21 protein-coding genes and 1 tRNA gene are annotated in these 20,910 nt (G+C 61.1%); 7 read left to right on the top strand and 15 right to left on the bottom strand.

Going from position 1 to position 20,910, the window contains the following annotated elements:
- Positions 1-8: 8 nt before the first annotated feature.
- The 3 genes from M2360_RS05740 to M2360_RS05730 are packed head-to-tail and all read right to left on the bottom strand — an operon-like array spanning position 9 to position 2,287.
- Positions 9-743 carry an SDR family oxidoreductase gene (locus M2360_RS05740; protein WP_280773474.1) on the bottom strand — a complete coding sequence of 245 codons (735 nt, stop codon included), beginning with the start codon at positions 741-743 and terminating at the stop codon, positions 9-11.
- 24 nt (positions 744-767) lie between these two features.
- Positions 768-1,223 carry a MaoC/PaaZ C-terminal domain-containing protein gene (locus tag M2360_RS05735; protein WP_280773603.1) on the bottom strand — a complete coding sequence of 152 codons (456 nt, stop codon included), beginning with the start codon at positions 1,221-1,223 and terminating at the stop codon, positions 768-770.
- A complete protein-coding gene (locus M2360_RS05730; protein ID WP_280773473.1) occupies positions 1,220-2,287 on the bottom strand; it encodes a Gfo/Idh/MocA family oxidoreductase in 1,068 nt (355 codons plus the stop codon). Before M2360_RS05730 ends, M2360_RS05735 begins: the two co-directional genes overlap by 4 nt.
- Before the next feature lie 147 nt (positions 2,288-2,434).
- Between M2360_RS05730 and M2360_RS05725 the strand changes: the two genes are divergently transcribed.
- From M2360_RS05725 to M2360_RS05715, 3 genes are read left to right on the top strand one after another with little or no spacing between them, the layout of a single operon-like run.
- Positions 2,435-3,214 (top strand): IclR family transcriptional regulator, encoded by a 780-nt coding sequence (locus tag M2360_RS05725; RefSeq protein ID WP_280773471.1) that lies wholly within the window; start codon positions 2,435-2,437, stop codon positions 3,212-3,214.
- A 51-nt stretch (positions 3,215-3,265) separates the two neighbouring features.
- Positions 3,266-4,108, top strand: coding sequence for an amidohydrolase (locus tag M2360_RS05720; protein ID WP_280773469.1), 843 nt, complete (start codon positions 3,266-3,268; stop codon positions 4,106-4,108).
- 5 nt (positions 4,109-4,113) lie between these two features.
- On the top strand, positions 4,114-4,650 hold the full coding sequence (locus M2360_RS05715; RefSeq protein WP_137154733.1) for a MaoC family dehydratase: 537 nt from the start codon (positions 4,114-4,116) through the stop codon (positions 4,648-4,650).
- Between the two features lie 61 nt (positions 4,651-4,711).
- Here the strand turns inward: M2360_RS05715 and M2360_RS05710 are convergent, their stop codons facing one another.
- The 4 genes from M2360_RS05710 to mnmA form a co-directional block, all read right to left on the bottom strand.
- A complete protein-coding gene (locus M2360_RS05710; RefSeq protein WP_280773467.1) occupies positions 4,712-5,839 on the bottom strand; it encodes an extracellular solute-binding protein in 1,128 nt (375 codons plus the stop codon).
- On the bottom strand, positions 5,836-6,996 hold the full coding sequence (locus M2360_RS05705; protein WP_280773466.1) for a CaiB/BaiF CoA-transferase family protein: 1,161 nt from the start codon (positions 6,994-6,996) through the stop codon (positions 5,836-5,838). Before M2360_RS05705 ends, M2360_RS05710 begins: the two co-directional genes overlap by 4 nt.
- 170 nt (positions 6,997-7,166) lie before the next feature.
- Positions 7,167-7,243 (bottom strand) — tRNA-Met (locus M2360_RS05700).
- 131 nt (positions 7,244-7,374) lie between these two features.
- On the bottom strand, positions 7,375-8,571 hold the full coding sequence (gene mnmA, locus M2360_RS05695; protein WP_280773464.1) for a tRNA 2-thiouridine(34) synthase MnmA: 1,197 nt from the start codon (positions 8,569-8,571) through the stop codon (positions 7,375-7,377).
- A gap of 250 nt (positions 8,572-8,821) precedes the next feature.
- On the opposite strand from mnmA, the gene M2360_RS05690 reads away from it, so the two are divergent.
- Together M2360_RS05690 and M2360_RS05685 are read left to right on the top strand one after the other, a co-directional pair.
- Positions 8,822-9,097, top strand: a complete 276-nt coding sequence (locus tag M2360_RS05690; protein WP_137154728.1) for a DUF1153 domain-containing protein — start codon at positions 8,822-8,824, stop codon at positions 9,095-9,097.
- 143 nt (positions 9,098-9,240) lie between these two features.
- The gene (locus M2360_RS05685) at positions 9,241-9,588 is read left to right on the top strand and encodes a DUF2793 domain-containing protein (RefSeq protein ID WP_280773462.1); all 348 of its coding nucleotides are present in this window, start codon (positions 9,241-9,243) and stop codon (positions 9,586-9,588) included.
- Positions 9,589-9,653: 65 nt separating this feature from the next.
- Here the strand turns inward: M2360_RS05685 and serA are convergent, their stop codons facing one another.
- Together serA and M2360_RS05675 are read right to left on the bottom strand one after the other, a co-directional pair.
- The gene (gene serA, locus M2360_RS05680; protein ID WP_280773460.1) at positions 9,654-11,249 is read right to left on the bottom strand and encodes a phosphoglycerate dehydrogenase; all 1,596 of its coding nucleotides are present in this window, start codon (positions 11,247-11,249) and stop codon (positions 9,654-9,656) included.
- Positions 11,250-11,335: 86 nt separating this feature from the next.
- The gene (locus M2360_RS05675; protein WP_280773458.1) at positions 11,336-12,514 is read right to left on the bottom strand and encodes a phosphoserine transaminase; all 1,179 of its coding nucleotides are present in this window, start codon (positions 12,512-12,514) and stop codon (positions 11,336-11,338) included.
- Between the two features lie 66 nt (positions 12,515-12,580).
- Here M2360_RS05675 and M2360_RS05670 point away from each other — a divergent pair, with 66 nt between their 5' ends.
- Entirely contained in the window at positions 12,581-13,405 is an 825-nt protein-coding gene (locus tag M2360_RS05670; RefSeq protein ID WP_280773601.1) for a DoxX family protein, read from the top strand.
- A 78-nt stretch (positions 13,406-13,483) separates the two neighbouring features.
- On the opposite strand, the gene M2360_RS05665 is transcribed toward M2360_RS05670, so the two are convergent.
- Complete coding sequence (locus tag M2360_RS05665; protein WP_280773456.1) at positions 13,484-14,320, bottom strand: porin family protein; 837 nt, start codon at positions 14,318-14,320, stop codon at positions 13,484-13,486.
- Between the two features lie 254 nt (positions 14,321-14,574).
- Between M2360_RS05665 and M2360_RS05660 the strand changes: the two genes are divergently transcribed.
- Positions 14,575-15,108: a DUF992 domain-containing protein gene (locus tag M2360_RS05660; protein WP_280773455.1), complete on the top strand. Its 534-nt coding sequence runs from the start codon at positions 14,575-14,577 to the stop codon at positions 15,106-15,108.
- A 40-nt stretch (positions 15,109-15,148) separates the two neighbouring features.
- Here the strand turns inward: M2360_RS05660 and M2360_RS05655 are convergent, their stop codons facing one another.
- The 5 genes from M2360_RS05655 to M2360_RS05635 form a co-directional block, all read right to left on the bottom strand.
- Positions 15,149-15,877: an alpha/beta hydrolase-fold protein gene (locus M2360_RS05655; protein ID WP_280773453.1), complete on the bottom strand. Its 729-nt coding sequence runs from the start codon at positions 15,875-15,877 to the stop codon at positions 15,149-15,151.
- The gene (locus M2360_RS05650; RefSeq protein WP_280773451.1) at positions 15,874-16,833 is read right to left on the bottom strand and encodes an acetylxylan esterase; all 960 of its coding nucleotides are present in this window, start codon (positions 16,831-16,833) and stop codon (positions 15,874-15,876) included. Before M2360_RS05650 ends, M2360_RS05655 begins: the two co-directional genes overlap by 4 nt.
- A gap of 100 nt (positions 16,834-16,933) precedes the next feature.
- Positions 16,934-17,788, bottom strand: coding sequence for a porin family protein (locus tag M2360_RS05645; RefSeq protein WP_280773450.1), 855 nt, complete (start codon positions 17,786-17,788; stop codon positions 16,934-16,936).
- 192 nt (positions 17,789-17,980) lie between these two features.
- Positions 17,981-19,333, bottom strand: coding sequence for a phosphoglucosamine mutase (glmM, locus tag M2360_RS05640; protein WP_280773448.1), 1,353 nt, complete (start codon positions 19,331-19,333; stop codon positions 17,981-17,983).
- A gap of 150 nt (positions 19,334-19,483) precedes the next feature.
- Positions 19,484-20,698: an OmpP1/FadL family transporter gene (locus tag M2360_RS05635; RefSeq protein ID WP_280773446.1), complete on the bottom strand. Its 1,215-nt coding sequence runs from the start codon at positions 20,696-20,698 to the stop codon at positions 19,484-19,486.
- Positions 20,699-20,910: the final 212 nt, after the last annotated feature.

Below are 20,910 nucleotides of genomic sequence, written 5' to 3'. Positions count from 1 at the left end.
TGCTGTCGTCAGATGGTCCAGCCGCCATCAATGGCATAGGCCTGACCGGTCGTGTAGGTGGCGCCGGCGAGATAGACGGCGAGATCGGCGATTTCCTCCGGCGTGCCGATGCGACCGATCGGCTGGCGGGCGATGAAGGCGGCGCGCGCCGCGTCATAATCGCCCTGGGCGCGCAGGCGATCCTGCAGCGAGGGGCTTTCCACCGTGCCGGGGCAGATGGCGTTGATGCGCACGCCCTGCGCCACATAATCGGCGGCCACCGCCTTGGTGAGGCCGATGACGGCGGCCTTGGTCACCCCATAGGCGAAGCGGTTCGGCACACCCTTGATGGAGGAGGCGACTGAGCCGATATTGACGATCGCGCCATCCTTCTTTTCCAGCATTGCCGGCAGCACGGCGCGGATCATGCGGATCATCGACTTGACGTTGAGATCCATGGCGAAGTCGAGATCCTCGTCCTTCATCTCCATGATCGAGCCGCCATGCACGACGCCGGCGCTGTTGACGAGAATGTCGAACGGGCCGTTTTCAGCGATCGCCGCCTTCACCGCCGCGTCATCGAGCACGTTGAGCTTCAGCGTGCGGATGCCAGCTGTGCCCTCAAGCTCTTTCAGCACGGTCTCGTTGATATCTGTCGCCAGCACTTCTGCGCCCGCCGCCGCCAGCGCCAGCGCCGTCGCCCGGCCGATGCCCTGCGCCGCCGCCGTGACGACAGCCTTCTTGCCCTTCACATAGTCGCTCATCAAATCCTGTCCTTCTGAAACATCTCAAGCAGTCTTTGCGCGCCGCTCGACGATGAGAATATGATCGGCCGCGAGCACGACTTCGCCGCGCTGGTTGACCACCTCGCAGCGCTCGATCACCCGGCCCGCATCCTTCCGCTTCGGATCATCCTCCTTGGCCGCGATCGTCACCCGCGTCTTGATCGTGTCGCCGATGAAAACGGGGCGGATGAAGCGCAGCCTGTCGTAACCATAAGAGAAAGCGACGGGATTGATAAGGCTTGCCGTAAGCCCCACGCCGATGGAAAACACCATGGTGCCATGGGCGATGCGCTGGCCGAATGGCAGTGTTTTCGCGAATTCCGCATCCATGTGATGCGGAAAGAAATCGCCGGTATGGCCGGCATGGACGACGAAATCCGTCTCGGTGATCGTCCGCCCGGTGGTAAGCCTGACGTGACCGAGCTGATAGTCTTCGAAGAAAATTTCCTGTTCCATCAGGGTCTCCCGGCTATGGGGGTGGCGGGGGCGCCAGAGGATTGATAGGCGGCCTCGACCAAAGCCATGGTCAGCCAGCCATCCTCGACGGAGCTGACAAGCTCCTGATCCTCGCCCGCGACGAAGCGCTGCAGATTGGCCATGCGGCCGACAAAGGCGTCGGGGAACCATTTGCCCTCAAGCGGCACGTTCACCCAGCCGTCGCCGCCCTTGGGATAGATCTCCAAAATGTCTGGTTCGCCTTCGGGATAGTTGAGATTCACGCCCAGCTGAAGGTAAGCCGCGCCTTCCGTACCGGAGATGCGGAATTCACAGGCCTGATGCTTGCGGCCAAAACGGTGGTCGTGATTGATGCTGAGCGCGCAGCGCACTCTATCGCCGTAATCGAGGATCGCCGAAGTCCGGGTCTGCGCCATGTCATGGCTGGGATGGCCGATCGACTTGGCGTGAACGCCCTGGGGATCGCCGAGCAATTGCCGGATCAGGTCGAGATAATGGATCGAATGCATGGTCATCTCGATGCGCGGCAGGCCTTTGAGGAAGGCCCAGAGCGACCATGGCGTATCGAGCGCCAGCCAAGCGTCGACATCCACCACCTCGCCCAGCCAGCCCTTGGCGATGGCGTCTTTCAGCGCCAGCATCATCGGCGCGAATCGCAGCTGGAAATTCACCACCGCCTTCAGATTGCGCTCACGGCAAATGTCGAGGATCTCGGTGGCGGCGGCGAGATCCGCGCCCATCGGCTTCTGGATCAGCACGCCCGCGCCTTCAGGCAGTTTTTCCAGCACGGCGCAATGCGCGGCAGGCGGCGTGGCAAGATCGAAGATAGCGCCGTCGACAGCGGCGGCTTCGTCAGCGGAAGCGTAAGCGGTAACGCCCCATTTTTCCGCCAGAGCCTTGGCTTTTTCGAGGTCGGGATCATATAATCCCGCCACCGGCAGACCGGCCTTGCGATAGGCGGGGAAATGCGCGTCGCCGACGATCGAGCCCGCGCCGAAAGTGACGATCGGTCGGGGGTTTGATGGCAGCGGCCAGGTTTGCGACAGCGCTTTCGGGTCAAACGTCATGGATCGATCCGGCGCATCCGCGCGCCAGCCCTTCCCGGTTGTTCATGATGCTCCTCCCTTGCGTCATTCACATATGAAGAGATTATTCACATATTGTCAAGGTCACATCGCTGGTCTACAAAACCTCATCTTGTTCTGGAGGATGCATTGGCCAAGGAAGCCTTAGACGATGACCGCTACCGGGCGCCCGCGCTCGACAAGGGGCTCGACATTCTCGAACTGCTCGCCGGCGTCGATGGCGGCCTGACGCAAGCGGAAATCGCCAAGCGCATGGACCGCAACGCCAATGAACATTACCGCATGCTCGACCGTCTCGTGAAGCGGGGCTATGTGACGCGCATCGACGGCGATCGCTATGCGCTATCGCTGAAGCTGTTCGGCCTTGCCCATATGCATGCCCCCGTTCGCCGTCTTGTTTCCTACGCCATGCCGCTGATGCGCGAACTCGCGGAAAAGAGCCGCCAGGCCAATCACCTCGTCGTGTTCGATCGCGGCGCCGCCGTCGTCATCGCCCAGCAGGAAGCGCCGGGCTATTGGGGCCTGTCGCTTCGTTTAGGTGCCCATATCGACATGATCGACACCGGCTCGGGCCATATCCTGCTCGCCTTCCGCTCGCCCGAGGAGCGTGCGGTCATGCTGCGGGAACATGAAGACAATGGCGGCCGCGCCGACAAAAGCCCCGAATTCGACGCCAAGCTGGAGGCTGTCCGCGCCCGCGGCTATGAGATCATGCCCAGCCTGCAGACAGCCTCGGTCACCAACCTGTCTGTGCCGGTGATTGGGGTGGATGGCCGCGCAATCGCGGCGCTGACCACGCCTTACGTGCCGATCAGGAATGCCGAAGCGCCGGATATGGAAGCGACCATCGCGCTGCTGCTCGAAACGAGCCAGGAGATTTCAAAAGCGGCCGGTCTCGAAATCGGCTGACATTGGGCCGGCCAGACGGAGGAGCCGGCGAGGCCGGTGGAGGAGGACAGTATGATCATCGACACCCATCTGCATATCGTCGACCAGCAGGCGCTTTCCTATCCCTGGCTGGCCGGCGCCGGCCCGCTGAACCGCGATGCGCTTTATGAAGACTATGCCCGCGAAGCCCGCCGGCTCGGCATCGAGTCCGTGCTGCATATGGAAGTCGATGTCGCGGAAGAGGATATCGAGAAAGAAAGCGATTATGTCGCATCCGTCGCCGCCCGCGACGGTTCGCTGCTGGTCGGCGCCATCGCCGCCTGCCGGCCTGAGCATGCCGATTTCGCCGCCTATCTCGATCGCGCCCGCGAGAACCCCGTCATCAAGGGCTTCCGGCGCGTGCTGCATGTGATGCCGGACGAACTCTCCGAAGGCGCGGTCTTTCGCGACAATATCAGCCGCCTCAAAGGCACCGGCCTGACCTTCGATCTGGTGGTCAAGCCACACCAGCTGAAGAAGGCGGCGGCGCTCGCCGATCTCAATCCCGATGTGCAGTTCATTCTCGATCATTGCGGCGTGCCCGACATCAAGGGCGGCGGCTATGATCTCTGGCGAGCCGAAATGACCGAGATCGCCAAGCGCCCCAACATCACCGGCAAGCTCTCCGGCATCGTCGCCTATACCGATACCGAAACCTGGACACTCGACGACATCAGGCCCTATGCCGAGCATACGATCGGCAGCTTCGGCTTCGACCGCATGGTCTGGGGCAGCGACTGGCCGGTCTGCACGCTGGCCGGCACGCTTTCAACCTGGGTCGCGGCCACGCATGCGCTGCTGGAAGGCGTCAGCGCCGAGGACAAGGCCAAGCTGCTAAGCGGCAATGCCCGCCGCATCTGGCGGTTGGGAGCCTGAAAACCATGGCGCCCTCCCCGACCGTTGGCGTCGAAAGCACGCATCCCCGCACCATGCCGGCCGATCACGCCGATCTGCCGGTGTGGAACGCTGAGAACTGGTTTTACGAGGATTTCGAGATCGGCCACAAGATCCGCTCGCTCAGGCGAACGATCTCGGAAGGAGAATCCATGCAGTTCAACGCGCTGGTGCTCGACATGCATCCTTATGTCGGCGACCAGATCTTCGCCGAGACCGAGGGCATGTTCGGCCGTCGGCTGGTGGCCGGGGCCTTCGTGTTCTCGGCCGGCCTGGGTCTGGTGGCAACCAACTGCGTCAACGCCTTTTCCTATGGCTATGACCGGCTGCGCTTCATCAAGCCGGTGTTCATCGGCGACACGATCTACACGATCCGCACCAATCTCGGCAAAGAGCCGAAATATGACCAACTCGGCCTGATCCGCGCCTCCTACGAAGTGTTCAAGGGCGAAGGAGAACTCGTCCTCTATTGCGAGCATATCCAGACGGTGCGCTACCGCTCGGGCCAGCGCCCGGACGCCTGATCAACGGACAGCAAAGCCGCCGCGAGCGTCGCGGCGGCTTCGTCAGATCTGTGGGCATGTCTCAGAGAAAACTGTCGCGGAACAGCCGGTTGAGATCGGCGACCACGATCTTGCCGTCCTCGCCCGCCTTCAGCCCCTTGTTGATCCGCTCCGACGCCGCATGTTGGAACGCCATATAGCCGTTGTGTCGCGGCCGAACCCAGGCGCCTTCCAGCGTCGGACGGGTATTGTCGTAGAAGCCGAAGGTCTTTTCGTTGACACCCTCGTCTTCCCAGGCGTCGGCATGTCCGGGCTGGCCGCCGGACGCGGCATAGACGCCCTTCTGGATCTCGGCCGACGCCACCCAATAGGCAAAGTCGATCGCCGCGTCCTTGTTGCTGGAGAAAGCCGACACGGCGATGCCGGTGCCGCCGAGCGCGGAGCCGGCAGGCCCGATCACGCCCGCTTCGGGAATATCGGTGAACGACAGCGGATTGGGCCGGAAGCCGTCGAGCGCATAGGAGACATAGCCATAGATATAAGGCGCGCAGGCAATCACGCTGTCGGCCTCGGCCATCTTTTCCGACACCGCGATCGGGTCCATATCGAAACAGGCGGGATCGATCAGCGCGACGAGCTCGGAAAGCACCGTATAGGCGGCAAGCCCGGTTTCCTCGTCGATCAGGTCGCCCTTGGCCGTCGAGCACGGGCTCATCATATTGGCGCAGAGCGTGTAGAAGGTCATCAGCGAATGCGGCGGCTTGAGCGGCAGCATCACCCCGCCCTGCTCCGCCAGCTCGAACACCTCGTCCAGCGTCTCCACCGCATCGGCGAGATCCTCGCGGAAGGCCTGGACCTGGGCGGCGGCGTCGATCGGAAAGGCCCATTGCCGGCCCTGCCAATTGTAGCTGCGGAAGGATTCGCCGACAGACGCCTCGGCCATGGCGTCGAATTCCTGTTCGCGGCCGTCGATGTCCAATGGCGCGAGGCAATTTTCTGCGGTGATCTGGCCGACATGCGGATGATCGATGACGATCAGGTCATAGGCGCGGGCCAGTTCTTCGACCGGGAAGGATTCGAAATCCTGCAGCGAGCGCTTGTCCCAGACAATCTCGACGCCCTTTTGCTGGAGATAGAGCGCGGATGACGCCACCATCGGGTCGTAGCCGCGCGGATGGCTCCAGGTCATGCCCCTGAGCGTGATGGTCATAGATTGAACTCCTTGCGGATCCTGTCCGAATGTTCGCCGATCCGGGGGGCGGCGCGATCGCCATGCGGGCGCTGGCCGTTGACCCGGAGCGGCGACGAGGTGGTGAGTATGGAGACGGCGTCCTCGCGGGTCACCGTCTGCAGCATGTCGAGCGTCTGGAAGCCTTCATGCTCCATCAATTCGTCCCAGTCCAGCACCTTGGCGCACCAGATGTCGGCAGGCTCGAGCAGCGACAGCCAATGTTCGACCGTGCCGGTGGCGATGCGGGCCGCGATCAGCTTCTTGATGTCGTCGCGCTCGGTGAACCAGCTGGAGGGATTGTCGCTGAAGGCGGCGAGTTCGGGAATGCCGAGCAGGGTCTCGATCTTGCCGATCGGCGTCATCGCCAGCGCCAGATAGCCGTTCTGGGCGGGATAGACGCCATAGGGAGCGGAGAGATAGGCATGCGCGCTGCGGAAGCCGGAGCGTTTGGGCATGCGCCGGCCATCATTGAGATAGGTGGTCAGCACTTCGAACTGGAAATCCACCAGCGCTTCGAGCAGGCTTGTCTCGACATGCGCGCCTCGGCCCGAAATCCCGCGCCGCACCAGCGCCGCCAGCAGTCCCTGGCAGAGCGCTGCGCCCGCCAGCATGTCGCCGACCGCGAGGCCAAACGGCACCGGCCCCTGATCATGATCGCCGTTCAGCCACATCAGGCCCGAACGCGATTGGGCAAGCAGATCCTGCCCCGGCCGCGACACCCAAGGCCCCTCCTCGCCATAGCCCGAGATCGAGCCATAGACGATGCCGGGATTGATCGCCTTCACCGCCTCGTAGTCGAGCCCGAGACGCTGGATCACGCCCGGCCGGAAATTCTGGATCACCACATCGGCCTTGGCGATCAGCGCCTTCAGCGCGTCGAGGTCAGCCGGATTCTTCATGTCGATCGCGAGGCTCTCCTTGCCCCGGTTGATCGCATGGAAAATGGTGGAATCGCCGCCGATCTCGGTGTCGCTGAGATAAAGCCGCCGCGAAAGATCGCCGCCATCGGGCCGCTCGATCTTGATCACGCGCGCGCCGAGATCCAGAAGTCTGAGCGAACAATAGGGACCCGACAGAAACTGGCTCATGTCGACGACCACGAGACCCGCCAGCGGCGGCTCGATCATTTCAGGCATTCTCTCCTCCACCCGAGCCGAAGCGGCCCACTCAGTTCATGAGTAAATAGATTATTCAAATATGGATGAATGACAAGAGGAATCGTTCGGTTAAGCGCCTAGACGCAACCACGGAAAACAACAAAAAAGCCGGAGCAAATGCATCCGGCTTATCTCTACCTTGGAATATTTGGTAGCGGAGGGCGGACTTGAACCGCCGACCTTGGGGTTATGAATCCCACGCTCTCACCACCTGAGCTACCCCGCCACACGCGACTTCGAGCTTTGCCCGTCGTCGTGGCGCGGCTTATAGAAGCGGGTTCCGCCCCTGTCAAGCGCCTTCGGCGACTTTCTGCCCGCAGGGCAAAAAAACCTCGAAAAGCCTTTTCAATTCAAGGCTCAGGCCGCCTGGGCCGATTGCAGAAGCCGCTTCAGCAGCGCTTCCGACGATGCATCTTTTTCAGAGCGGTCGATGAAGCCGCCGCCATAAACGCGGGCGTCTTCGCCCGGCGCGGAATAGAGCGCGCAGGCCTGGCCGGGCGCGAGCCCCGGCTCGCCGTCATGCAGATCGACATAGACGCCGGTGGCGTCGACATGCAGCGTCGCAGGCTTGGGCGGGCGCGTCGAACGCACCTTGGCGAAACATTCAAAGCCGTCGCCGACCATGTCGGTCAGGGAGGCGTCTCCAAGCCAGTTCATGTCGCGCAGATAGATCCGCCGTGTATCCAGAGCTTCCTTCGGCCCCACGATCACCCGCTTGCTGCGGGCATCGAGATGCACGACGTAGAGCGGTTCGCCGGTGGCGACGCCGATGCCGCGCCGCTGGCCGATCGTATAATGCAGGATGCCGTCATGCTGGCCGAGCACGCGGCCGTCGAGATGGACGATCTCGCCGCCGAGTTTGGCGTCCGGACGCAATTTGGTGATCAGGTCGCTATAGCGGCCCTGCGGCACGAAGCAGATGTCCTGGCTGTCGGCCTTGGCGGCGACGACCAGGCCCATCTCGGCTGCAAGCGCCCGCACATCCGCCTTCGACATGCCGCCGAGCGGAAAGCGCAGATAATCGATCTGATCCTGCGTGGTGGCGAACAGGAAATAGCTCTGGTCGCGCTCCGCATCCGTCGGGCGATACAGCGCCCGCCGGGCGGGATTGTCGGGCGAGGGATTGGCGCCCGAACGGATATAATGGCCGGTGGCAAGCGCATCCGCGCCGAGTTCCTTGGCGGTCAAAAGCAGATCGGCAAATTTTACCGTCTGATTGCAGGCCACGCAAGGGATCGGCGTTTCGCCAGCGACATAGCTTTCGGCGAAGGGATTGATCACCGTTTCCTTGAAGCGGCGCTCGTAATCCAGCACGTAATGCGGAATGCCGAGCGTTTCGCAGACCCGGCGCGCATCGTCGATATCCTGGCCCGCGCAGCAGGAGCCGGCCCGATGCACGGCAGCGCCATGATCGTAAAGCTGCAGCGTGATGCCGATGACCTCATAGCCCTCGCGCGCCAGAAGACCCGCCACAACGGACGAGTCGACGCCGCCGGACATGGCGACGACCACGCGGGTGTCTTCGGGACGCTTATCGAAATCGAGGCTGTTCACGATGTTTACTCTTGCGCTGAAAAGGCTGTCTCTGGGTCTGAAAGCCCTATTTAGCATGAAATTCGGATGCGATATAGGAACTAAATAAGGCGCCAACAAGCCGGGAGCGACAGGCCTTTCCGACCCTCGGCCCGCAACCGAGCTGATTTATCAAAGCTTTTCATAAATTTTTTCCGGAGCGTTTAGGCAAATTTTAAAGGTGGGGTCCTAGAGTACCGCCCATATGGTCTTTGTTTGTGTAGAGAGTCCAATGACCGAAGCAATACGTCCAAGAGTTAAATATGTCATCGGCCCCGATGGCAGCCCATTGACGATCGCGGATTTACCGCCTTCCAATACTCGTCGCTGGGTTATCCGCCGCAAGGCGGAAGTGGTTGCAGCCGTGCGCGGCGGCCTGTTGAGCCTTGAAGAAGCCTGTGAACGCTATACTCTGACGGTGGAAGAGTTCTTGTCCTGGCAGAGCTCGATTTCCGAGCATGGTCTCGCCGGGCTGCGCACCACGCGCATCCAGCAGTATCGCCACTGACATCAGGCGATAGGGTTTTCAAAGAGGCCGGGCTCGTCCCGGTCTTTTTTATTGAATTTTTTTGTCTGCGGCATCCCCGCCTGTTGAACCTGTCCTAGCATGGAACGGCTTTCCTGCCGTTAACCAAAAGTTAGGATTTGACCGTGACCGAGCAGACAAACCATCTCGACCTGCCTTTCATCCTGTCGTCACAGGCCCAGAAACACATCACCCATAACGAAGCTCTGCAGAAGCTCGACAGCATTATTCATCTGGCTATCTTGGATACGCGCAGCGCGCCTCCCGCGTCTCCCGCCAATGGCGATCGTTATTGGGTGTCGAGTTCGGCGACTGGCGACTGGGCCGGCAAGAGCGGCGCGATTGCCGCCCGCGAGGACGACGCCTGGGCGTTTTATGCGCCCCGACCGGGCTGGCTCGCCTGGTTTGTCGACGCCGCCGCGCTCAAAGTCTGGTCCGGCGGCGTCTGGTCGACGCTCGCGACGACGGCCTGACCTACGTGAAAACGCCAAGGGGCGCGGCATTGGCCGCGCCCCTTGAATATCGGGTTTCGAGCGGATCAGTCGACGTTGAACACCAGTGGCTTCACCTGACGGATTGCCGGATTGGCGGTCAGCTGGGCGATCACCTCGTCCTTGATCGGCTCGTCGACATAGAGCAACGCGATGGCGTCGCCGCCCTGTTTGTCGCGGCCAAGCTGGAAGTTGGCGATGTTGACGCCCGCAGCGCCAAGGGTCGTGCCCATGAAGCCGATCATCCCGGGCACGTCGGTGTTGGAGATATAGACCATGTTGGCGCCGACATCGGCGTCCATGTTGATGCCCTTGATCTGAATGAAGCGCGGCTTGCCATCGGAAAACACCGTGCCGGCCACCGAACGGGTGTTCTTGTCGGTGGTGACGGTCAGCTTGATATAGCCGTCATAGACGCCGGACTTGTCACGCTTGGCCTCCGACAGGATCACGCCCTTTTCCTTGATCATGATCGGGGCAGAGACCATGTTGACATCGGCGACCTGGCTGCGGATCAGGCCCGCAAGCAGTGCAGATGTCAGCGCCTTGGTGTTCATCGTCGCGGTCGAGCCGTCATAAAGGATCTCGATTTCCTTGATGGCAGTGTCGGTGACCTGACCCACGAAGGCGCCGAGCACGTCGGCGAGACGAATGAAGGGCTTGAGGCGCGGCGCTTCATCGGCAGTGATCGACGGCATATTGATGGCGTTCGACACGGCGCCGTGCACCAGATAGTCCGACATCTGCTCGGCAACCTGCAGAGCCACATTTTCCTGCGCTTCGGTGGTGGACGCGCCGAGATGCGGCGTGCAGACCACGTTGGGAAGGCCGAACAGCGGGCTTTCCTTTGCGGGCTCCACTTCGAACACGTCGAAACCGGCGCCGGCGACATGGCCGGATTTGATGGCTTCGGCGAGCGCAGCTTCATCGACGAGACCGCCGCGAGCGCAATTGATGATGCGCACGCCCGGCTTGGTCTTGGCCAGCGCATCCTTGCCCAGGATGCCGCGCGTCTTGTCGGTCATCGGCACATGCAGGGTGATGAAATCGGCCTGCGCCAAGAGATCGTCAAGTTCGACCTTGGTGACGCCCATTTCCTGGGCGCGCTCGGCCGACAGGAAGGGGTCGTAGGCGAGCACATGCATCTTGAGGCCCAGCGCCCGCGAGCAGACGATCGAGCCGATATTGCCGGCGCCGATCACGCCCAGCGTCTTGCCGGTGATTTCGACGCCCATGAATTTGGACTTTTCCCACTTGCCCGCCTGGGTGGAGGTGTCGGCGGCGGGAAGCTGGCGAGCAACGGCGAACATCAGCGCAATGGCGTGCTCGGCGGTGGTGATGGAATTGCCGAATGGCGTGTTCATCACGATGATGCCGCGACGCGAGGCGGCGGGGATGTCGACATTGTCGACGCCGATGCCGGCGCGGCCGATGACCTTCAGATTGGTCGCAGCCGCAATCAGCTTTTCCGTCGCCTTGGTGGCCGAACGGATGGCGAGACCATCATAATTGCCGATGATTTCGGCGAGCTTTTCCTTGTCCTTGCCGAGTTGCGGCTGGAAATCGACCTCAACACCGCGATCGCGGAAGATCTGGACGGCGGTTTCCGAGAGTTCGTCGGATACGAGAACGCGTGGCGCCATGATATGGGCTCCTCAAAAAGAATAAGGGGAATGTCGGGATCATGACGTCTTCCGCGCAGAATCGCGCGGAAGACGTGGAAATCGGATCAGGCGGCCTTGGCGGCGAGCCCGGCCTTCTGCTTTTCAAAAGCATAGGTCAGCCAGGGCGCAAGCGCCTCGACATCGGAGGTTTCGATCGTCGCGCCGCACCAGATGCGCAGGCCCGAGGGAGCGTCGCGGTACGCGCCGATATCGACGGCCACGCCTTCCTTCTCGAGCGTCGCCGCCACACCCTTGGCGAAATCCGCCTGTCCAGCGGCGTCGAGCGCCAGAACCTCGGGATCGACGATCTTCAGGCACACGGAGGTGTTGGAGCGCGTCTCTGCCTTTTCGGCCAGATTGGCGAGCCACGGATTCTTGTCGCAGAAGTCGAACAGCACCTTGGCGTTGGCGTCGGCCCGCGCCATGAGCGCGCCGAGCCCGCCGATCTCCTTGGCCCAGAGCAGCGCGTCGATATAGTCTTCGACGCAGAGCATGGAGGGCGTGTTGATCGTTTCGCCCTGGAAAATGCCTTCGATCAGCTTGCCGCCTTTGCTCATGCGGAAGATCTTCGGCAGTGGCCAGGCCGGCTCATAGCTTTCAAGCCGGGCCACGGCGCGCGGGCTGAGGATGATCACGCCATGCGCGCCCTCGCCGCCCAGCACTTTCTGCCAGGAGAAGGTGACGACGTCGAGCTTTGCGAAATCGAGGTTCTGCGCGAACGCCGCCGAGGTGGCGTCGCAGATCGTCAGGCCTTCGCGGTCCGCAGGGATGAAATCGGCATTGGCGACGCGCACGCCGGAAGTCGTGCCGTTCCAGGTGAACACCACGTCACGATTGAAATCGACCTGAGCGAAATCGACGATCTTGCCGTAATCGGCGGTAAACTTGCGCACATCGGCAAGCTTCAATTCCTTGACGACGTCGGAGACCCAGCCGGAGCCGAAGCTTTCCCAGGCGACCATGTCGACGCCGCGCGCGCCGAGCAGCGACCACAGCGCCATCTCAACCGCGCCGGTGTCGGACGCAGGAACGATGCCGATGCGGTAATCGGCGGGGACAGCGAGAACTTCGCGGGTGAGATCGATCGCCTGCTTGAGCTTGTTCTTGCCAAGTTTTGAACGGTGAGAGCGGCCCAGCGCTGCATCTTGGAGCGCGGCGAGCGACCAGTTCGGACGCTTCGAGCAGGGGCCAGAAGAAAAGTGCGAGTTTGCCGGGCGAACGGCCGGAGCGGCGTTTTCTACCATGATAAGCTACCCTTCCAGGTATATGGCCTCTCGTTGGGGAGAGGTGTCCCGCCGCCGTGTTTAGTGATGCGGCAGAGTCGGGTCAAGTCGTTTTTTGAAGAGGATTTGTCTTTTTTGGATCGCGCCTGCGGACGGCTTATTGATCCGCGTCAAGGGAATTGCGGACGGGCGCGCTACAGTCCTGTTCAGCCGGATCATCCCGATCCGGCCTCGACTGTTTCAACAATTGATTTCAACACGGCGCCGGAGGCTCAGAGAGCATTGCGGCGACAATTGATCCAAGAGGCGATCATGACTTTGCAAACATCCTATTCCCCAATCCCTGCACAACCGGCGGCGCGTGAGACGCGGTTCATTCTTCCCTTCATGCGCAATGTCTATTCGGATTTTGCCGAACCATTCGCCTGGACGGCCTTTCGCATCGCCATTGGCGGCATGTTGATGATCGAGGGCTGGCCAAAAATAGTCGCCCCGCTCGCGCAGTCCGGATTTGTCGAAGGCTTGGGTTTCTATCCCGGCTGGCTCTGGTCGCCTGTGCTCGCAGCCATGCAGTTTTTCGGCGGTCTTTTAATCGCTCTCGGTCTCTTGACGCGGCCCTTAGCCCTCGCCAATGCGGTGATGTTGGCAATCACGCTGTGGTTCCACTACTCCCACCCCTATGGTCATGCTTTTCTGACCCAAGCCGGCCTGGATATTGTCAATGCGGGCGGCAACGGCTTGTTTACCGCAGAAGGCCTGCAGCGCTTGGGCGATGGCGGCACAAAATTCCTTGAACAGGTCCAGACCAAAGCAGAGCTCGCATCGCTCTTCTGGACTGGCGGGGCGTTCTTATTCGCCGCCTTCGGCGGCGGTCGGCTCTCGCTCGACCGATTCATCGGCAGGGAATTCTGAAACCGGAACAATTCAAGCAACGACCCGCCTTTCGCAAGGCGGGTCTCCAACTTCATATCGTGTGAATGGCGCGGCCTCTTACCAACCGGTAACACGCACGCCCATGCGGATCTCGTGCCGGGTGAAGCCGTCGTCTTCCCCTCTGTTTCCGAAGGCGCCGTTGAATTCGTCGTGATCGTTGAAGGAGAACATGTCGCCGCTGCCGATCTGCGAGAAGCGATAGCCAAGATCGAGCTTCATGCGGTCGGTGATGTCATAGGACGCGCCGGCCATCAGCGCATAGGTAAAGCGCCAGCTGTCGGCGCCGTTTTCCGTCGAGTGGGAATAATCGAGACCGCCGCAATCGGAATCATCATCAGCGACGCAGCCCCGTTTCCCCGAAACTTTCGACCACTTCACATAGCTGACGCCCGCGCCCGCGCCGGCATACGGCGTCATCCCCCAGTAGGTGCCAAGATCGACATAGGCGTTGGCAAGCGTCGACAGCGCCGAAACCGACTGCGAATCGTAGCGGCAATAGCCGTTGGCGCTTTCATTCGTTTCCGTGCACTTGGTCCAGTCGCTCTTGCCGTTATGGGTCGACTTGAAATAGTCGAGCGTCACGTCGCTACGCAGAAAATCGTTGAACTGATAGCCGACGCCTGCGGAAAAAGCGGGATCACGGTCCATCCGGCTCTTGTCGAAACCGCTGGAGGTCGAGGTCTGCGTTGCCGCGTCGAACGTCCTGTATGTTGGATCGCCGGCGTCGAGCTTGATATTGTAGCCGATATCGCCACGAAAATACCAACCAGCCGGGTCGGAGATCGGCCCATCGATTTCCGGCGCGTCGACCGGCGGCGGCAGGTCGAAGGCGAGCGCGGGGGCGGCGGAGGCCATGAGCAGGGATGCGAGGGCAAGGCGAAGAGCAAAGGACATGAACTGTCTCCGGACAGCCGACGGGCGGCGAAGATGCGATTTGACGTCAACTATGCCGCTGACTGGTTAAGACGCCGTTAAGCATGCCGCTTCAGGATTTGTTAGGATTTCGGCCACCGCCTCGGAAAAGTCTCAATGAAGATCGAACAATCCGCCTGCTGGAACGTTAGCTCAGCGTCCGCTTCGGCGGATCAACGGTTTTTGACAGGCTGCGGCGGGGCAAATGACGAGCGCCCGCCCAGAGGAGAATAACGATGATGAAGAAAATCCTCCCGACCGTCGCGGCGATCGCCGCTCTTTCCGCCGCTGCAGGCATGGCGCGGGCGGCGGACATGACCTCTTATGATGAAGCCCCGCAGGTTCAGGCCGAGACTGATCATCACGGCGGCGTCAAGATCGGCTATCTCTCCTGCGACGTCGGCTCGGGCGCGGGCTATCTGATCGGCTCCGCCAAGGAACTTGACTGCTCCTTCCGCTCAGTGCGCGGCTCCCGCGGCGACAGCTATTCGGGTTATGTCAAGAAGCTCGGCATCGACCTCGGCTACACCACGCGCGGCAAGATGGTCTGGGCGGTGATTGCCCCCACTGCCGGCTACCATCGCGGCTCGCTCGGCGGCACCTATGTCGGCGCGGCCGCCGAAGCCACCGTCGGCGCGGGCATCGGCGCCAATGTGCTGCTGGGCGGCACCGAAGGCTCGATCCAGCTTCAGCCCATCAGCGTCGAAGGACAGCTCGGACTGAATGTCGCCGCCGCCGGCGCGACCGTGACACTGCATCCGGTCAATTAACGACGAACAAGTCTGGGACGACGATCGTCGCCCCAGACCGTCATACATAGAGCGGCGCCATTCTTCGCCAGGCGCCGCCGCGATGGGCGCGACCGTCCCATATCTGCATCTGATGACGCACGCCCTTGCCCTCCAGCACCCGGCTCAAATGCCTGTTGTTGTCGAGGAACGGATCTTCGCCGCCGACCGCCACGATGATGTCCATCCGCCGCAGGCATTCGAGCCGCCACTCGCATTCGAGACCCGGCAGGAAATGCGATGGCGTGAGATAATAGACGCCCTCATCATAATAGCCGTCGAACAGATCGCCGAAGCTTTCCACTTTGAGCGTCAGATCATAGCGGCCCGAGAGAAGCACCAGTTTGCGAAAATATTGCGGGTGACGGAAAGCGAGACTTGCCGCCTGAAACGCGCCGAGGCTGCAGCCGACCGCCATGGTGCAGTCGTGACCGTTGCGATGCGCCATCAGCGGCATGACTTCGGCGAGCACATAATTTTCGAAAGCCTGGTAGCGGCGAAGCCTTTCACCGGGCGAGCGGGAACGGTCATAAAGGGTTTCCTGGGCCAGTCCCTCGATACAATAAAGCTGGATCTGACCCGCTTCGATCTTGTCGGCCAGACTGGCGACGACGCCGAGCTGCTCATATTCCCAGAACCGTCCCTCGCGGGTCGGAAACATCAGCGCCTTCGCGCCAGCATGACCGAAGATCAGCAGTTCCATATCGCGCCCGAGACGCGGACTATGCCAGCGATGATATTCCCGGTTCATAGGTCCTCGAAAAACCGTCCGATCCTGTTGCGGAGCTTTGCCTGCTCCTCCTGAGCGTCAGGATAATCGAAATGCCCGGCTTGCAGGATGAAAATTTCATGACCGTTCTGCAAAGAATTGGCGATGGCGAACTGGCAAGGCGGCGCCACCGCGGGATCGAACAGGGCGACGGCGCAAAGCATCGGTTGCGCGATGCGGCGCGCAGCGATCGCCGCGTCGAAATAGGCCAGCGTTTGCGAGACCTCGGGATGATTCTTGGCGTAAGCCTGCAGACCCTGCGCGCTTCCCGTGCTGGGTAAACTCAGTCGAAGCGGTTGCGCGCCAAACGTCGGAACTTCGATCTGTCCCCTGGCGATGCGCCGATCATGGGCGAGCGCGAAACAACCGAGCCCACCGCCGAAGCTTACGCCGCTATAGCCGATATGCCCGTCGAGCCAGGGATAAAGCTGAAGGAGCGCCGTCACCGAAACCCAGACATCGTCGACGCAGCCGCCGATGATGTAGGCGTCGCGCTTGTCGATATCGTGCAGCACATGCCAGTTGGGATCAGTGGAAATCGGGGCTTTGGCGCTGCGCGACAGCCCCCTGAAGCAGGGAAACAACAGGGCCGCGTCCTCGACTGGAAAATCAAGATCGGGCGCCTCACGGCCGCCATAGCCATGCCCGATCACCAGACCGCGCCGGACCGGACCGCGTTTCGGCAGGCACAGCCAACCGCCCAGCTCGAAGCCGCCGGTCGAGCGGAAACGGATATCGAGGATCTTCCAATCCGCATGGCGGGCGGCGCTTTTCGACACAACAGGCTTGGGATCGACAGCCACAGCCTTTGCATAGCGGTCGCGCCAGAAACGATCGAAACCCTCTGTCTCGGGCGGCGCCGCCACGGCGCGTAAGCGCGCCAGATTGTAGCCATAAGAAGGATCGAACGGATAGCCATGCGTGGATTCGTCGGCCATGCGGCGTTCTTCCCAAATAATCCCCAGCGCTATCGCGGCAGGCGCGGGACTGAAATGCGAAAGCCGCCCCGAAGGGCGGCTTTTAAGATGGCGTCCAGGCTTACTTGAAGACCGGCTGTTCCTGCTGGGGCATGTCCGCCGGCGGCAGATAGGCCTGCTCGGCGCAGCCGCCAAAGGCGTAGCGCACGCCGGCGCGCGCTTCGTGAATATCGAAGCCCTTGTCCTTGCCCGGGCCGCCATTCGACTTATAGCCGAACATGTCGCCGTCATCGACGCGGCGATAGCGATAGCCGACATCGGCCTTGAGGTTGCAGTTGATGTCGATAGCCGTGCCGAGCATCAGGCCGTAGGTCAGACGCCAGCTGCCCTTACCCTTATGCGTGACGGTGTCGTCGCAGAGCTCGGGATTGGTGGCGCTGCAGGCGGTGTTCTTGAGATCGTCCCACTTGACATAGGTGCCGCCGAGGCCGGCGCCGACATAAGGCGTCAGCATGCCGTAATGACCGATATCGACATAGGCGTTTGCCATCAGGCTATAGGCGGTCATGGCGGAGACGTCGCGCGACTTGCAGGTGTCGGTGCAGGCGCCGAAGTCCGAGCCGCCGCCCGTGGTCGAGCCGCGGAAATCGGCCGAAAACAGGTAGTCGAACGTGGTGTCGACGCGGAAATGGTCGTTCACCTGATAGCCGACGCCGACGCCGATATTGCCGGTGTTGTCGATGTCGCTTTCATGGAAGTCCACCATCCGGCGCGAGCTGCCACCCTGGTAGAACTTGGCGCCGCGCAGGTTCATCACGTCATAGGACGCATCGCCGCGAATATACCAGCCGTTGGTCTCCACCACCGGCACCGGCTCGTATGGGGCAGGCTGCGGATCGGGAGTATAAAGGTCTGCCGCCGATGCGGCGCCGGCGAAGGCCAGCATCAGGGCTGCGGAAGTCAAAAGCTTTTTCATGATCCAAACTCCAGATAACCCGGTCCGGCCCAATGGACCTCGGGAGGGTGCTGTGACTGGATAATGAATGGCAAAGGTTAAATAGCGCTTAACCACGCCTGTTTACCATGTCTGGTAATAGCGATTGCGGAGAAACAAAAAATCCCGGCGAAGAACAGCCGGGATTTCGAAGATTATCCGCAAAACAATGCTTCAAGCAGCGTTCTTGACGCGTCCGATCAGATCGATGAGGCCATTGACGATACGCTCCAGCTGGAGCGCATCGTCGCCCTCCGCCATCACCCGGATCAGCGGTTCGGTTCCAGACGGACGAATCACCAGCCGGCCACGTCCCGCAAGTTCGCTTTCGGCATCCGCGATCGCATCGCGAACAATCGGATCTTCAAGCGGCTTGCCGCCTTCGAAGCGGACATTCTTGAGCAATTGCGGGGCGGGCTCGAAACAGCGGCAGACTTCGCTCACAGTTTTGCCCTGACGGCGCACGGCCGCCAGCACCTGCAGGGCCGCAACCAGCCCGTCGCCCGTCGTGCCGAAATCAGACAGCACGATATGGCCCGACTGCTCGCCGCCGACATTGAAATCGTTTTGGCGCATATGCTCGACCACATAGCGGTCGCCGACCTTGGTGCGGGCCAGTTGCAGGCCTCGTTGCTGCATGAAGCGCTCAAGACCGAGATTGGACATAATCGTCGCCACAATCCCCTTGCCGCGCAGCAAGCCGTCATTGGCCCAGGTTTCGCCGATCAGCGCCATCAACTGGTCGCCATCGACGATATTGCCCTTCTCATCGATGATGATCACTCGGTCGGCGTCGCCATCGAGCGCGATGCCGATATCGGCCCGGACTTCATGCACCTTCTTGATCAGCGCATCGGGATGGGTGGAGCCGCACTGGTCGTTGATATTGACGCCGTTCGGTTCATTGCCGATCGTCACCACCTCCGCGCCGAGCTCCCAGAGCACGGCCGGGGCGACCTTGTAGGCTGCGCCATTTGCGCAGTCGATCGCTACCCTCAGACCTTTGAGCGTCACATCGCGCGGCAGCGTGCGTTTGGCGAATTCGATATAGCGGTCATGCACGCCATCGACGCGCTTGGCGCGACCGATGGCGTCGGCTGCAGCGAGTTGCGGGATAATGTCCTTGTCGAGCAGCGCCTCGATCTGCGCCTCGATCTCGTCCGACAGCTTATATCCGTCCGGCCCAAACAGCTTGATGCCGTTGTCCTGATACGGGTTGTGCGACGCCGACACCATCACCCCGATATCGCAGCGCAGCGAGCGGGTAAGCATGGCAACAGCGGGCGTCGGGATCGGGCCGAGAACGAACGCGTCGACACCCGCTGCAGTGAAACCCGCAACCAGCGCGTTTTCCAGCATATAGCCTGATAGCCGTGTGTCCTTGCCGATCACCACCCGATGCCGATGGCCGCCCCGGCGGAAGATCGTTCCGGCGGCGATGCCGACCCGCATGGCCAGATCCGGCGTCATCGGAAATTTGTTGGACTGGCCGCGAATGCCGTCAGTGCCGAAATAGCGTCTCGTCATAGTCATTCCAGTGCTGAGTTCCTGTCGGTGTCCTAGATGCCACAAACACCGCGCTCTGCCACATCAAATTGTCTCACGCGCGCAAACAGAATGTTAACGCGAAAAAGCCCGGCCGGAGCCGGGCTTCTCTCGATCCGCCGCTGGATCTGCTCAGAACTTGACCTTGATGCCGGTGGAAATCGCGCCAACAAAGTCGGTGCCGAAATCATAGTCGTTCTCGACGCCATAGGTGACGCCATTGTAGACATAGGCTCCCGACGAGCCGGATTTCATCCAACCCACCGCGCCCGACAGCTTGATGTCGACATTCTTGGTGGCCGCGAAGTTCACGCCCGTGCCGAACAACCAGGTGTCGGTCTGCGAACCATAGCCCTGCGACGTTCCGCGATCCCAGGTCACCGACACCGCGCCCGAGACCTTTTCGGTGAACTGATGGCCGACGCCGCCTGTGACAGTCCAGCCGTCACGATAGAAGAGGTCGAGCGACGTTGCCTGGATGTCCGTACCCTTGAGATAGAAGGGGATGGTCTGGAGTTGGCTCCAGTCGGTCCACTTCACGCTGCCGAAGGCGAGCCAATCGGGCGCGATGCCGGACTGCACCGACAATTCGATCGAATCGGGCATCTTGGTGGAGCCGTAAACATCCCACACGACGCCGCCCAGGCTGGGCACGACCGCTGGCGAGACATTCGACATATCCAGCGTGCCGGTGATTTCGTCGAGCTTCACTTCGCTATTATAAACCAACGATGCGCGGAACGCATATTCCGGAATTTCATAGGCGACGCCCGCGCGCCAGCCCCAACCATCCGAGTCGAGATCCAGGCGACCGGTGCCATCAAATCCCGGCACGAGTTCTGCCGGCGTCACCAGGCTTTCCTTGAAGCCGTCGACCGTCTGATAGAAGCCGCCGCCGATCAGGCGAAGCTGGCCCTTGCCCATGTCAAATTTATAGGAGCAGGTCAGTCCGTAGTTGTCGCTGTTGATCTTGGTCTCGGAATTTTCCCCCGAACCGGTCCATTCCAGGCCAGGCGCAGAATGGGCGCCCCAGGGCTGCGAGTAATCAACCAAGCAGTCGACGCCTTCGACAACGCGGGCTTTGACGCCGACGCTGCCGTTGAAATAGTCCTTGGTGTCGCGGACATCGGGATCCGTGCCGCCGACGCCACTGTAATTCGTGGTGTTCTCGTAGGTCCGATGCGGCGTCACATAAGTTGCAGTTCCCTCGACCGCGACATTGGAAGGATCGAAAAGCAGATCAATATTGTAGCCGTTACGCTCGATGCCGCCCGCATAGGCCGCGCCCGACATAAAACCCGCTGAAATGACCGTTAAAAAGCCTTTGCGGAGCATTGTTTTCCCCATGATATCCTCCCACTGATCAAGGTTGGAGGCATTCTATGCACGATGGACATGATTACAATTGCGCCTTGCGGCAAACTGACGCTTGGTCGGGTTCCTAAATTTACGTAAGAATCCGGCAAACAACATCAAATTTGACTAAAATGGATCAGTTTTTCAAGAGAACGAAAGCACACATTAATTTTTAGAATTTTCTACCCGTCAAAACAGGCTTC

This window comes from Rhizobium sp. SG_E_25_P2, assembly GCF_029892285.1.
Taxonomy (GTDB): Bacteria; Pseudomonadota; Alphaproteobacteria; order Rhizobiales; family Rhizobiaceae; genus Rhizobium_E.
This window is presented reverse-complemented; position numbering and strand designations above follow the sequence as displayed.